Origin of the sequence: Lentzea waywayandensis (assembly GCF_900115955.1) — a bacterium.
Lineage (GTDB): Bacteria > Actinomycetota > Actinomycetes > Mycobacteriales > Pseudonocardiaceae > Lentzea > Lentzea waywayandensis.
In genome coordinates this window covers 17,311-29,759 of sequence record NZ_FOYL01000004.1, presented here as the reverse complement: position 1 = coordinate 29,759, position 12,449 = coordinate 17,311, and the positions used below count along the sequence as shown (strand labels likewise).

Sequence of the window (12,449 nt, the reverse complement as noted above, 5' to 3'; positions counted from 1 at the left end):
GAGGACGACAAGCCGTGACGGCCCCCATTGACGCCGAGGTCGAGGACGCGACCGCGCGCCTGTACCTGGCGATCGGCCGGCTGGCCCGGTTGCTGCGACGCACCGGTTCCCCCGGACTCGGCCCCGGCGCGGTCTCCGCCCTGGCCACCCTCGCCCGCTGCGGCCCCATGCGCCTCGGCGACCTGGCGAACAAGGAGGGCGTGGCGCCCCCGACGTTGTCCCGCATCGTCGCCGCGCTGGTCGAAGCCGGTTACGTGAAGCGCGAACCCGACCCGCAGGACGGCCGCGCCTGGCTCGCCACACCCACGCCCGAGGGCGAGACGATGGTGTCCGGCGTGCGGTCCGCGCGGGTGCGTGAGCTGCAACGGCGGATCGAACAGCTGACACCGGAGCACATCTCGGCGCTGGTGGGCGCTCTGGACGCGTTGGAGACGCTGGTCGGCGAAGAGTCGAAGTAGCGCCTTTCGTGAGCGGGCGCGGAGTGGGAACTGCCGGGCTGCCGCGTTGAGCCCGGCGAGCCCCTGGGGTGCGTCGTCAGCGCTCGGCGAAGAGGCCGAGTAGCGCCTGGTTGAAGGCGTCGAACTCCGCGACCAGCACCTCGCGGGTCTGCGCCAGCACGTCGGCGGCCATCGCGCCGGTGAAGGTCTCCACGTTCACCAGCCGCGTGCCGCCCGCCACCTCGCTGAGCTCCCAGCGGTGGCGGCCGAAGAAGGTCTCCGGATCGCCGCCCTGGGACGCCAGCACGTACTTGTCGGCTGACGTGATCTCGCCGTCGAAGTCGCGCTCGAACGGCGTGCCCTTCGCTGCCTTCACCTTGGTGTGCACGCCATCCACCTGCGTGTACTCCATGACGGGGTTCCACTTCGCGTAGCCCGCGAAGTCCACCAGCACGCGCCACACGGCGTCGATCGGGGCGGGGATGACCAGCTCGGTCCTGACCTCATTTTCCTGCATGGTTGTTCAGCATAATGACGCCCGCTAGTCTTTTTCCCATCGTCGGGATCAAGGGTCAGGTGCAGCAGCGCGGCGTCGAGCGACGTCGCGAGATCGTTGATGCCGCAATAGAACTGTTCGGTGCCAACGGGTACGCGGGCACCGGGGTCGCGGCCATCGCGAAGAAGGCCGGCGTGACGCCGGCCGCGGTGATCCACCACTTCGGGTCGAAGGAGAATCTGCTCAAGGCGGTGCTGGACGAGTTCGACGCGCGAGCGGCTGCGAGGGTCACCGGTAGCGACCTGGTCCAGGCGTTGCTCGACGACGCCGAACACACGATGGCGCACAAGGGGTTGGCCACGCTGCACACGGTGCTGCAGGCCGAGCACCTGGCGCGCGACGACGAGATCACGCACCGGTTCCGGGCGCGGAACAGGATGCTGCGCGGCCACTTCGCCGCGAAACTGGGCGAAGCGGCCGCGACAGAGCTGATCGCGTTCCTCGAGGGCGCGCTGACGGTCTGGCTGCTCGACCCCGAGACGACAGACCTGAGGGCGATGTACGCCCGCTACCTCTCCAGGCTCCAGAACGGCGAGACCGGGCCGACGCCACCGCCCAGCGGGTAGGCCGCGGCCACCGACTTCACGATGAAGTCCTTGCCGAACCGCACGGCCTCCGGCACCGATGCACCCTTCGACAAAGCAGAACTGATCGACGACGCGAGTGTGTCGCCGCTGCCGTGCGTGTGCTTGGTGTCATAGCGAGGTCCAGGCAGTTCGATGAACTCGCTGCCGTTGTAGAGCAGGTCGAGGCACTCCGGGTCGTCCCACATGTGGCCGCCCTTCACGAGCACCCACTCCGGCCCCATGGCGTGCAACGCCTCCGCCGCCACGCGCTGGTCCGCGCGGTCCTTCACCGCGATGCCGGTGATCAGCCGCACCTCGTCCAGGTTCGGCGTCACCAGCGTCGCGCGCGGGAACAGCAGGCCGCGCAACGCGTCCAGGGCGTTGTCGGCCAGCAGTTGGTCGCCGTGCATGGACGCCGAGACCGGGTCGACGACGAACGGGGTCTTCCCCGAGCCGATGCCGACGCGGTCCAGGGCCGGGGTGATGGCCTCGATGATCCGCGCCGACGCGAGCATGCCGGTCTTCGCGGCCTGCACGCCGATGTCCTCGGCGACCGAGATGATCTGCGCCGCGACGACGTCCGCCGGGATCTCGGAGACTCCCGTGACGCCCAGCGAGTTCTGGACCGTCACGGCCGTCAGTGCGACGCAGCCGTGCACTCCGCACGCGAAGAGCGTGCGGAGGTCGGCCTGGATACCCGCACCACCGCCGGAATCGCTTCCGGCGATGGTGAGGACCCTGGGTGGTGTCTCGGTCACGAAGTCTCCACGACCGGGAGGTAGACCTTGTTGCCCGTGTCGGCGAACTCGTCGGACTTCTCCGCCATGCCCGCCTCGATCGCCTCCACTGTGGACAGTCCGCGTTCCTCGGCGTAGCGCCGCACGTCCTGCGTGATCTTCATGGAGCAGAACTTCGGTCCGCACATCGAGCAGAAGTGCGCCGTCTTCGCCGGCTCCGCGGGGAGCGTCTCGTCGTGGAACGAGCGCGCGGTGTCCGGGTCGAGCGACAGGTTGAACTGGTCCTCCCAGCGGAACTCGAAGCGCGCCTTGGACAGCGCGTCGTCCCAGTCCTGGACGCCCGGATGGCCCTTGGCGAGGTCCGCCGAGTGCGCCGCGATCTTGTACGTGATCACGCCGGTCTTCACGTCGTCCCGGTTCGGCAGGCCGAGGTGCTCCTTCGGCGTGACGTAGCAGAGCATCGCGGTGCCCAGCCAGCCGATCTGCGCCGCGCCGATCGCGGACGTGATGTGGTCGTACGCCGGCGCGATGTCCGTGGCCAGCGGCCCGAGGGTGTAGAACGGCGCCTCGCCGCACCACTCCTCTTCGAGCCGGACGTTCTCGGCGATCTTGTGCATCGGCACGTGGCCGGGGCCCTCGATCATCACCTGGACGTCCTTGGCGCGCGCGATGTGCGTGAGCTCGCCCAGCGTCTTGAGCTCGGCGAACTGCGCCGCGTCGTTGGCGTCCGCGATGGAACCCGGCCGCAGCCCGTCACCCAGCGAGAACGTCACGTCGTAGGCGCGCAGGATGTCGCAGAGCTCCTCGAAGTGCGTGTAGAGGAAGCTCTCCTTGTGGTGCGCGAGGCACCACGCGGCCATGATCGAACCGCCGCGCGAGACGATGCCCGTGACGCGCTTGGCCGTCAGCGGCACGTACCGCAGCAGCACGCCCGCGTGCACGGTCATGTAGTCGACGCCCTGCTCGCACTGCTCGATCACGGTGTCGCGGTAGACCTCCCACGACAGCGATGCCGGATCGCCGTTGACCTTCTCCAGCGCCTGGTAGATCGGCACGGTGCCGATGGGAACGGGCGAGTTGCGCAGGATCCACTCGCGCGTCTCGTGAATCCGCTTGCCGGTGGACAGGTCCATGATCGTGTCGGCACCCCAGCGGGACGCCCACACCATCTTCTCGACCTCGTCCTCGATCGACGACGACACCGCGGAGTTGCCGATGTTGGCGTTGATCTTGACGAGGAACTTCTTGCCGATGATCATCGGCTCGGCCTCGGGGTGCTTGCGGTTCAACGGAATCACCGCACGCCCGATGGCCACCTCGCTGCGGACGAACTCCGCGTCGAGGTTCTCCCGCGTCGCGACGTAGCGCATCTCCGGGGTGATGATCCCGGCCTTCGCGTACGCGAGCTGGCTGACAGCTCCGTTGATCGGTTCCCGTGCGGCGATCCACCCCGACCTCAGGTCAGGGAGTCCACTGTGGACGTCGATGGTCGCGTTGTCGTCGGTATACGGACCGGAAGTGTCGTAGAGATCGACATGTTCACCGTTGGTCAGCTCGACCCTGCGGTAGGGCACCCGGATGTCAGAGGAGACTTCCCGATACACCTTGCGCGAGCCCGAGATCGGGCCGGTGGTCACACTGGGCTTGACCGAACGGTCGTCAAGTGCCGTCACGACATTCCTCCCTACGCCGGCATTACCCGGTCAGGTTCAGGCGGTCGGTGACACCGGCACTACAGCCAGTCACCCTCTCAGCCCGCTCAGGCGCGAGCTCCCGCGTTGTGTTGAGTTGTCGAGAACCGACCATAGTCAGAGCGCGCCGTAGCTGCCAAGGGCGTCGTTTGCCCCTAATCTCTTCCCCGTGGCTGATCACCAGCCGTTCCCGCCCGGCGCGCGACGCGGCCAGCGTCCCGCCGTGGTCTCGGCATGCCCTTCCTGCGGTGAACTCGCAGGTCGTGGCTACCCCGACTGCGGCTTCTGCGCGGAACTGCTCGACCAGTTCTGGCTCGCGGACTGGGAGGCGTTGAGAACGTCGTCCCAGCTGGCGGACCGGGAACTGGCCGAACTGGTCACCTCCGCGGACGTCGGCCAGTACCCGTGGACGTGCGTGGACTGGGCGATGACGCTGCTGGCGTGCTCCCGCTGCGGTGCCGAACTGGGTACCGGACCGGTCGAGTGCGTGCGGTGCGCGGTGACCGAGGAGCGCCGGTGGAGCTGGGACCACTCGGCACACCCGTACACGATGAGCGCGAACGAGCACCTGCTCCGCGTCGCCCGAGCCGCCCTGCGCGCACCTCACCGGCGTCGTCCGGCCGTCGTGCAGGCCTGGCAGCTGGTGCTGCCGTTCCTGATCGCCGGTGAGGTGATCGAGTTCGGCCGCCTGGACCGGATCCGCGCGCACGTGCTGGCCGGCGGCTACGCGTCGATGGCCGCCTGCCACACCTTCGCCGAGCTGGCCGGGTTGCCCGAGCTGTTCTGGCGCCGGGGCAACCCGATCTCAACGCGGGTCGAGTACCAGCCGGACTCCGAGCGCCAGCAGCACGCCGCCCGACAGCTTCTCGAGCGCGGGACGGACGCGCGGCCTGCTCAGCCAGCCGCGGATCGTGTGCAGGATCGACACGATGATCAGGTACCAGACGGTGTCGATCAGGACCCACCCGATGGCGAGGAAGAGCAGAACCCCCTTGCCGGCCTCCCCGGCAGGCACGAACTGCGGTAGGAACGAGATCGCGAACACGCCGAGCTTCGGGTTGGCCAGGTTCACGACCAGGCCGCTGCGGAACGCGTGGCTGGCCGGTGGCGGTTCGTCCGCGGGCAGACTCTTGCTGATCAGGGCCTTGACGCCCAGATAGATCAGGAAGACCGCGCCGATGATCCTCAGCGCGTGGTAGGCGATCTCGGACGCCGTGAGCAGGACGCTCAGGCCCAGAGCCGCGGCGATCGCCCAGCAGGCCACACCGACCTCCATGCCGAACACCGTCGCCAGCGCGGCTTTTCGCCCGTGCACCGACTGTCGCAGGACCATGGCCGTGCCAGGTCCGGGCGACAGTGCGATGAGGAACGAGGCCGCGAGGAAGGCGACGATGTTTTCGATGGGCATGCGTCGATGGTCGCTGATCGTCGCAACTTGTTTCTTGACCTGGAGCGCGCTCCAGGATGTTCGGTGGAGCCATGACCTTGGAACTGGGGAAGTTGGGCTTCGGCACGTGGGCCATGGGTGGACCGTTCTCGGGCCCGGACGGGTTGCCGGTCGGCTGGGGACCGGCTGACGACGGCGAGTCGGTCAAGGCGCTGCGGCGGGCCGTGGAGCTGGGCGTGACGCTGTTCGACACGGCGGACGTCTACGGCTGCGGGCACGCGGAGACGGTGGTGGGGCAAGCGCTTGCGGACGTGCGTGACCAGGTGTTGATCGCCACGAAGTGGGGGTGCGGGTTCGACGCCGGGTCTCGTCGGATGACCGGCAACGAGGGGTCGGTCGAGTACCTGCGCCGCGCCGTCGAGGGGTCGTTGCGGAGGCTGGGGACCGATCGGATCGACCTGTACCAGCTGCACGTCGGCGACCTGGGGCTCGACGAGGCCGCGCTGCTGCGGGACGAGTGCGAGGCCCTGGTGGCCGCAGGCAAGATCCGGTCCTACGGGTGGAGCACGGACGACGTCGAGCGGGCGCGGTTCTTCTGCGAAGGCGAGCACGGGATCGCTGCTCAGGCCGACATCAACCTGCTGTTCGACAACCCCGAGATGTACGCGGGCGACTTCGCGGTGCTGTGCAGGAGGCCTTTGGCCATGGGGCTGCTGGCGCGGGAGACGTTCACCGAGTTGCCCGCCGACGACGTGCGCGTCACGAACCCGTCCTGGCTGCGGTTCTTCGTCGACGGGCGGCCGTCGCCGGAGTACTTCCAGGCGCGGGAGGCCGTGCGGGACGTGCTGACGTCCGGCGGGAGGACGTTGGTGCAGGGTGCGCTGGCCTGGTTCTGGGCGCGTTCTCCCCGGCTGGTTCCGATTCCGGGGATCCGGACGGTGGCTCAGGCCGAGGAGAACGCGGGCGCGCTGGAGTTCGGTGCTCTGACGGCGGACGAACTGGCCCAGGTGGAGTCGGTGCTCCGGCCCTAGCGGTGTGGTCCGGAACGGTGCCGGGTCACGCCACTAGTCCTCGTCGTCCTCGTCGAAGTTCGCGGGATCTGCCGGGTCCCACGAGAGGCCCGGCACGTTCCACTCGTTGTCGCGCAGCATCCGCTTGGCCTCCTTCTTGTACCGGCCGATCAGGCGGTCGGTGTAGAGGTAGCCGTTGAGGTGGTCGGTCTCGTGCTGGAGGCAGCGCGCGAAGAAGCCGGTGCCCTCGACCTCGAACGGCTCCCCGTCAACGCCCTGGCCGGTCACCTTCGCCCATCGGGCGCGTCCGGTCGGGTACGCCTCGCCGGGAACGCTCAGACAGCCCTCGAAGTCGTCGTCCGGATCCGGCATGGTCTCCGGGATCTCGGAGGTCTCCAGGGTGGGGTTCACGACCACGCCGCGGTGCTGGACACCCTCGTCATCCGGGCAGTCGTAGACGAAGACCCGCAGGTCGAAGCCGATCTGGTTGGCCGCGAGCCCGACACCACGAGCAGCTGCCATCGTCTCGAACATGTCGTCGACGAGCGTCTTCAGCTCGGTGTCGAACTCGGTGACCTCGCGCGTCGGGTTGTGGAGCACGGGGTCGCCGGCGATGCGGATGCGATGGACGGCCATGGCTGAACTTTATGCGGTCCAAAACTGTCGGTGTCGCGCGGTAGGTTGGAACGATCACGTGATTGAATTGCCCGCACCTGAGATGGTGTGGCGACCGTGGGGAGCCAGATGGATCACGCCGAGACGCTCACCTCCGCTGACGGGCTGACCAGCCGCGAACGCACGATGCTCGCGTTCGAGCGTCAGTGGTGGAAGTACTCGGGATCCAAGGAACAGGCCATCAGGGAACTGTTCGACATGTCAGCTACCCGCTACTACCAGTTGCTCAACGCGCTCGTTGAATCCGAAGCCGCACTGGCTGCCGATCCGATGCTGGTCAAGCGGTTGCGCGGCGTGCGGACAGGCCGCCAAAGGGTTCGCGCACGCGCCAGGAGCACCGAGGACTGATGACCTCCCCCGAGTCCGCAAGCCCGTCCCGTCCGGCCAAGGCCGCCGGCTTCGCCCTGCTCGGTGTCGCCGCCGTCGCGTTGGTGATCGGTGTCGTGAGTCTGTTCGGTGGCGGGGGGTCCGAGACACCTCCGGTTGCCGAAGGGTCGTCGACCGCGCCGCCCGCATCCGGTACTTCCGAGCAGCCTCCGGCCTCGACTCCGTCTTCGGCGCCGGCTGCGTCTACGACTACACCGCCGGCTTCTACGCCTTCCAGTTCTGTCGTGCCGCCTCCGCCTGTTCCACAGCCCGGTGCCGCCAAGGCGCCTGTTCGGATTTACAACAACTCGACCATCACCGGGTTGGCTGCCAAGGCTTCCGATGAGGTTCGGGCCAACGGGTGGACTGTTGCCGGGACTGGTAACTACTCGTCTGGGAACATCCCCACCACTACCGTTTACTTCCGGCCTGGGACTGATGAAGAAGCCTCGGCCAAGGAGTTGGCTGCGGTGTTGCGGGCACGGGTCGAGCCTCGGTTCGAGGGGATCGAGTCTGCTGCTGCCGGGATCATTTTGATTGTCACGAATGATTTTCAGGGGCCTTCTAAGAACAAGTAGGGGCGCGGTCGTTGCGTAGGTCGTTCCCCTGGTTCGTTGGCGGGCGGCGGTTTGTTGTCCGTAGGTGGTCACCTTGCGAGAGTCGCCTTGCGGCTGATTCCTGGGGCTCCGCCCCAGACCCCGCCAATCTGATCCAAAACCGGGGCCTACGCCGTCTGCGGGTTGATGGCACGCCTGGTGCTTTGGGCGGAGGCGCGTTGCGTAGTGGGGCGCGTTGGTGGGGTGGTTTCGTCACGAGTCGAGCCAAGAGCGGGCCACAGCCAGGAAGGGATGTCAAACGGACGAAAAGCGTGTCCGTTTGACATCCCTTCCTGGCTGCAGCAAGAGCTGTGGCACGACTCGTGACGAAACCACCCCACCCTTAGCGCACGGTAAGGACGGCTCGCCTTCGGCATTGCCTGCGTCAGCGTGCGGCCGCGTAGGCCGCCAGCTGTGCCAGTTGTGCCGGGTCCAGCGACGGGCGCACTACCTGCCTCGCCTTGGCCAGGTGGGCCTGTGTCACCTCTGCCGCGTCCAGGGACTCCCGCATTGCGGTCAGGGCCGCCTCGCGGATCAGGGCCGCGCAGTCTGCCGCCGAGTACATGTCCAGGTCGGCTGCCAGTTCGGCTAGGTCCACGTCGTCCGACAGTGGTGTGTTGCGGGACGAGGCCTTGAGGATTTCCGTGCGGGCCTCGGCGTCTGGTGGTGGCACGTAGATGATGCGTTCCAGCCTGCCTGGGCGGAGGAGCGCTGGGTCGATCAGTTCTGGGCGGTTGGTCGCGGCGATCACCACCACGTCGCGCAGAGGCTCTACGCCGTCCAGTTCGGTCAGGAGGGCGGCTACTACCCGGTCGGCTACGCCTGAGTCCGAGGATTGGCCTCGGCGTGGGGCCAGGGCGTCCACCTCGTCCAGGAAGACGAGTGCTGGGGCCGCGTCTGCTGCTCGGCGGAAGAGTTCTCGGACTGCTCGTTCTGACTCGCCTACGAACTTGTCCATCAGTTCGGCGCCCTTGACGGTCAGGACGTTCAGCTGGCCGGTGCCTGCCAGTGCGCGGACCAGGAAGGTCTTGCCGCATCCCGGCGGGCCGTAGAGCAGTAGGCCACGGGGAGGGGCCACGCCCAGGCGGGCGAACGAGTCGGGGTAGCGGAGGGGCCAGAGGGCCGCTTCTGTGAGGGCCTGCTTGACCTCCTTCATGTCGCCCACGTCGTCCAGCGTGAGGCCGCCGGTCTGCACGGTGTCGGAGGCGGACATGGAGATCGGGCGGACCGTGTTCAGGGCGCCGATCAGGTCCTCTTGTCCCACACGGGGTTCCGCTGCCTCGCGTTGGCGGAGTGCGGCTCGGACTGCTGCTTCTCGGCGCAGGGCGCAGAGGTCCGCCGCTACGAAACCCGGTGTGCGGGCGGCTACTTCGCCGAAGTCCACATCGGACTGCACTGGGACGTCGCGCAGGAGTACGCGGAGGAGTTCGGTCCTGCCTGCTGTGTCGGGGAGGGGGAGGGTCAGCTCGCGGTCCACCAGGTCGGGGGCGCGCAGGCGGGCGTCCACCGACTCGGCCCTGGCCGAGGTGACCACCAGCGCGAGGTTCGGGCGGGAGATGGCTGTGCGGAGGATGTCCAGGACGACCGTTGCCACCGGTGGGGGTGCGGTGGGTAGTAGGGCGTCGATGTCGGTCAGGAGCAGGACCGTGGGCTGTTCGGGGACGCCCGCGATCGCGTCGCCCAGTTGTTTGGCCATCGCGCCCGGCTCCAGGACGGCGATGCTCGGGGCGGCCAGTTCTACGACTGTCGCCTCGACCGACCTTGCCACCGCGCGGACGAGTGTTGCCTTGCCTACGCCTTCCGGGCCGCTGACCATCGCGGCCAGGCGGGCGGAGGCGCCCAGCTTGGCGAGCAGGTCGGGCTGGCGGAACATCAGTTCCAGCCATTCGGTCAGGCGGCGGGCCTGGTCGCGCTGGCCCACCAGGTCTGCGAGAGGCAACGCCTCGTGCTTCTCCTGCACCACCACCGGGGTCACCTCGGCGGCCGGGGCCGAGGCCGAACGCCAGCCCACGACGCTCGACGGCTGTACGGCCACCGGGCCCGCCGGGTCGGTCGAGGTGATGGTGATGAGCTCGTTCGTCCACGTCATGCCGATGGCGTTGGACAGCTTGCGGCGCGTCTCGGAGACGTTGGCGCCGGGCGGCGGCGCCAGGTCCTGGGGGAGCAGCGAGACGTTGTCGCCGACGGTGAGGACCTTGCCCGTCAACGCCATGCGCACGTGGTCCGGCGTCAGGGCGGTGGTGGCCAGGCGGGAGCCCGCGACGGTGATCGAACGCGCTGCGGTCACCTGGACGGGAGCCACGACGATCTCGGAGCCCTCGACCACGCCGAGGTTGGTGAGGGTGACGTCGTCGACCAGGACCACGCCCGGCGGTTGTTCACCTGCCGCGGCGAGGGCGGCGCTCACGCGGGCGCCGGTCAGCCTCACGGCGTCCCAGGCGCGCAGGCCCAGGGCGTCCAGCACCTCGGGGTGGAGGCGGACTACGCCGCGCCGGGTGTCCAGAGCGGACGGGGACAGGCGAGCCGTCAGCGTGATCACGACGCCGACTCTAGTTCCTCACGACGACCTCGGGCCGGACACGACGAACGTGTCCGGCCCGAGTGAGTTGAGCGAGCGGTCAGCGCTTCGGCTGTCGCCTCAGTCCCAGCTGACGCCACGAGCGACGGCGTCCGTTGGTGCCGGGAACCGTGCTTTCCGCTGCGGCAGCGACAGAACCGTCACGCCGTGGCCGACGCACCGCGCGCATGGCCGCACCAGCGACGCGGCCGTGCAACGGCTGACGCAGGCCGAGACGGCGTGCGGCGACACCGTGCGCGCGTTTGATCGCACGGCGGTCGGCGCCCGTGACGGTCCACGCCTCAGGATGCTTGGAAAGCCACATGTACCGGCGCACCGAGTAAGGCAGGTGTGCCAGGTACACGACCATCGCGATGATCAGCGCCACCAACGGGTACGTGATGATCGCGGCCGCCAGCAGGCCTACGGCGACCAGCAGCGGGGCCACCGCGCGCGGCGGCACCTTCACCGTCTTCACCGACAGGGTGGGAATCCGCGACACCAGGAGCATCGCCACCAGGACGGTCCACGCGCCCACGACGTAGGAGTTGTTCCACCAGCCGTCGGTGCGGACCTGCTCCTCGATGATCAGGGGGAGCAGGAGCAGCAGACCGCCTGCGGGAGCGGGGACGCCGACGAAGAACTCCTTCGCGAACGGCGGTTGTTCCTTCTCCAGCAACGTGTTGAAGCGGGCCAGGCGGACCACCATGCAGACCGCGAAGATCAGCGCGATGACCCAGCCGGCGCGGTTGCCCTCGAACTTCCACAGGTAGATCGCGAGGGCCGGCGCGACGCCGAACGAGATGGCGTCGGCCAGCGAGTCGAGCTCCGCGCCCATCTTCGACGTCGCGTCCAGCAGGCGGGCGATGCGGCCGTCCAGGCCGTCGAAGACGGCGGCTGCCGCGATCGAGGCGATGGCCGCGCCCCACATGCCGACGTTCGCGAAGTGCACGGCGGACAGGCCCGAGCACATGGCCAGGACTGTGATCGCGTTCGGCAGCAGGCGGACGCCGGGCCCGCTGGGAGCCATCAGGCTTCCGGGAGCTCGGCGAGGACGGTCTCGCCGCCGATGGTGCGCTGGCCGGCCTCGACCAGGACGCGGCTGCCGCGCGGCACGTAGAGGTCCACGCGCGAACCGAAGCGGATCAGGCCGTAGGTCTGGCCGGCGGCGACCTTCTCGCCCTCGGCGACCTCGCACACGATGCGGCGGGCGACGAGGCCGGCGATCTGCACGACGACGAGGTCGTGGCCGCTGTTGGTCCGCAGCCACACGGTGTTGCGCTCGTTCTCCTCGGAGGCCTTGTCGAGGTCGGCCGAGAGGAACTTGCCGGGGTGGTACGAGACCTGGACGATCTCGCCGTCCGCGGGCACGCGCTGCACGTGCACGTCGAACACCGAGAGGAACACGCTCACGCGCGTCATCGGCTGGGTGCCGAGGCCGAGCTCGGCGGGCGGGACGGCGTCGACCACGTGCGAGACGGTGCCGTCGGCCGGGGCCACGGCGAGGTTCGGACGGGTCGGCGTCACGCGCTTCGGCTCGCGGAAGAACCACGCCACCCACGCCGTGACCAGGGCGAGGACTACGCCCAGGCGCTTGAAGCGCAGCCGGACGAGGAGGGTCGCGATCGCCGCGGCGGCGACGAACGGGCGTCCCGCCGGGTGCATCGGCGGCACCATGCCGCGCGCGAGTTCGAGGAAGTGGGAGACGGGCTTCTCGCTGCTCATCGTGTCTGGGGGTCCGTAGCTTCCGTGAGTTGTCGGGCGCCAACACGCTACGGCAACACGCCAAACCGCCCATCGGGACTGCCGGAAAGACAAGCGGCCGGTCGCCCCGTGCATCCCCCGACGAATGCACGGGCCGACCGGCACCT

At 68.7% G+C, this 12,449-nt stretch carries 13 protein-coding genes and 1 riboswitch; of the genes, 5 read left to right on the top strand and 8 right to left on the bottom strand.

Going from position 1 to position 12,449, the window contains the following annotated elements; genetic code table 11:
• The first annotated feature begins 14 nt into the window (after positions 1–14).
• Entirely contained in the window at positions 15–458 is a 444-nt protein-coding gene (locus BM417_RS15745) for a MarR family winged helix-turn-helix transcriptional regulator (protein WP_245821941.1), read from the top strand.
• A gap of 76 nt (positions 459–534) precedes the next feature.
• Here BM417_RS15745 and BM417_RS15740 read toward each other — a convergent pair whose 3' ends face one another.
• Positions 535–954, bottom strand: coding sequence for an SRPBCC domain-containing protein (locus tag BM417_RS15740; RefSeq protein WP_093593909.1), 420 nt, complete (start codon positions 952–954; stop codon positions 535–537).
• A gap of 14 nt (positions 955–968) precedes the next feature.
• Between BM417_RS15740 and BM417_RS49860 the strand changes: the two genes are divergently transcribed.
• Positions 969–1,559: a TetR/AcrR family transcriptional regulator gene (locus BM417_RS49860; RefSeq protein WP_177320456.1), complete on the top strand. Its 591-nt coding sequence runs from the start codon at positions 969–971 to the stop codon at positions 1,557–1,559.
• Here the strand turns inward: BM417_RS49860 and thiD are convergent.
• The 3 genes from thiD to BM417_RS15715 all read right to left on the bottom strand — a co-directional run bounded on the left by thiD (position 1,502) and on the right by BM417_RS15715 (position 5,395).
• A complete protein-coding gene (gene thiD / locus BM417_RS15730) occupies positions 1,502–2,317 on the bottom strand; it encodes a bifunctional hydroxymethylpyrimidine kinase/phosphomethylpyrimidine kinase (RefSeq protein WP_093593906.1) in 816 nt (271 codons plus the stop codon). The genes BM417_RS49860 and thiD overlap by 58 nt on opposite strands.
• Positions 2,314–3,969: a phosphomethylpyrimidine synthase ThiC gene (gene thiC, locus BM417_RS15725; protein WP_093593903.1), complete on the bottom strand. Its 1,656-nt coding sequence runs from the start codon at positions 3,967–3,969 to the stop codon at positions 2,314–2,316. Before thiC ends, thiD begins: the two co-directional genes overlap by 4 nt.
• Positions 3,959–4,083, bottom strand: a riboswitch (TPP riboswitch). It overlaps the preceding gene by 11 nt.
• A gap of 709 nt (positions 4,084–4,792) precedes the next feature.
• The gene (locus tag BM417_RS15715) at positions 4,793–5,395 is read right to left on the bottom strand and encodes a LysE family translocator (RefSeq protein ID WP_093593897.1); all 603 of its coding nucleotides are present in this window, start codon (positions 5,393–5,395) and stop codon (positions 4,793–4,795) included.
• A gap of 71 nt (positions 5,396–5,466) precedes the next feature.
• Between BM417_RS15715 and BM417_RS15710 the strand changes: the two genes are divergently transcribed.
• Positions 5,467–6,405 (top strand): aldo/keto reductase, encoded by a 939-nt coding sequence (locus BM417_RS15710; protein ID WP_218164486.1) that lies wholly within the window; start codon positions 5,467–5,469, stop codon positions 6,403–6,405.
• Positions 6,406–6,438: 33 nt separating this feature from the next.
• Here the strand turns inward: BM417_RS15710 and BM417_RS15705 are convergent, their stop codons facing one another.
• Positions 6,439–7,020 carry a peptide deformylase gene (locus tag BM417_RS15705; RefSeq protein WP_093593892.1) on the bottom strand — a complete coding sequence of 194 codons (582 nt, stop codon included), beginning with the start codon at positions 7,018–7,020 and terminating at the stop codon, positions 6,439–6,441.
• Positions 7,021–7,128: 108 nt separating this feature from the next.
• On the opposite strand from BM417_RS15705, the gene BM417_RS15700 reads away from it, so the two are divergent.
• Together BM417_RS15700 and BM417_RS15695 are read left to right on the top strand one after the other, a co-directional pair.
• The gene (locus BM417_RS15700) at positions 7,129–7,407 is read left to right on the top strand and encodes a DUF3263 domain-containing protein (protein ID WP_089910320.1); all 279 of its coding nucleotides are present in this window, start codon (positions 7,129–7,131) and stop codon (positions 7,405–7,407) included.
• Positions 7,407–8,003: a LytR C-terminal domain-containing protein gene (locus BM417_RS15695; RefSeq protein WP_093593889.1), complete on the top strand. Its 597-nt coding sequence runs from the start codon at positions 7,407–7,409 to the stop codon at positions 8,001–8,003. Before BM417_RS15700 ends, BM417_RS15695 begins: the two co-directional genes overlap by 1 nt.
• Positions 8,004–8,406: 403 nt before the next feature.
• Here BM417_RS15695 and BM417_RS15690 read toward each other — a convergent pair whose 3' ends face one another.
• The 3 genes from BM417_RS15690 to BM417_RS15680 all read right to left on the bottom strand — a co-directional run bounded on the left by BM417_RS15690 (position 8,407) and on the right by BM417_RS15680 (position 12,303).
• A complete protein-coding gene (locus tag BM417_RS15690) occupies positions 8,407–10,560 on the bottom strand; it encodes an AAA family ATPase (RefSeq protein WP_093593886.1) in 2,154 nt (717 codons plus the stop codon).
• 79 nt (positions 10,561–10,639) lie between these two features.
• Positions 10,640–11,608, bottom strand: coding sequence for a CDP-diacylglycerol--serine O-phosphatidyltransferase (pssA, locus tag BM417_RS15685; protein ID WP_093593883.1), 969 nt, complete (start codon positions 11,606–11,608; stop codon positions 10,640–10,642).
• Positions 11,608–12,303 (bottom strand): phosphatidylserine decarboxylase, encoded by a 696-nt coding sequence (locus tag BM417_RS15680; RefSeq protein WP_093593880.1) that lies wholly within the window; start codon positions 12,301–12,303, stop codon positions 11,608–11,610. Before BM417_RS15680 ends, pssA begins: the two co-directional genes overlap by 1 nt.
• Between the last annotated feature and the right edge of the window lie 146 nt (positions 12,304–12,449).

What these genes read in the sequence shown, in the direction of transcription:
- BM417_RS15740 (WP_093593909.1), bottom strand. Translation starts at nt 954, where the DNA reads ATGCAGGAAAATGAGGTCAGGACCGAGCTGGTCATCCCCGCCCCGATC.
- BM417_RS15695 (WP_093593889.1), top strand. Translation starts at nt 7,407, where the DNA reads ATGACCTCCCCCGAGTCCGCAAGCCCGTCCCGTCCGGCCAAGGCCGCC.
- BM417_RS15710 (WP_218164486.1), top strand. Translation starts at nt 5,467, where the DNA reads ATGACCTTGGAACTGGGGAAGTTGGGCTTCGGCACGTGGGCCATGGGT.
- BM417_RS15705 (WP_093593892.1), bottom strand. Translation starts at nt 7,020, where the DNA reads ATGGCCGTCCATCGCATCCGCATCGCCGGCGACCCCGTGCTCCACAAC.
- BM417_RS15715 (WP_093593897.1), bottom strand. Translation starts at nt 5,395, where the DNA reads ATGCCCATCGAAAACATCGTCGCCTTCCTCGCGGCCTCGTTCCTCATC.
- BM417_RS49860 (WP_177320456.1), top strand. Translation starts at nt 969, where the DNA reads ATGACGCCCGCTAGTCTTTTTCCCATCGTCGGGATCAAGGGTCAGGTG.
- BM417_RS15700 (WP_089910320.1), top strand. Translation starts at nt 7,129, where the DNA reads ATGGATCACGCCGAGACGCTCACCTCCGCTGACGGGCTGACCAGCCGC.
- BM417_RS15680 (WP_093593880.1), bottom strand. Translation starts at nt 12,303, where the DNA reads ATGAGCAGCGAGAAGCCCGTCTCCCACTTCCTCGAACTCGCGCGCGGC.
- pssA (WP_093593883.1), bottom strand. Translation starts at nt 11,608, where the DNA reads ATGGCTCCCAGCGGGCCCGGCGTCCGCCTGCTGCCGAACGCGATCACA.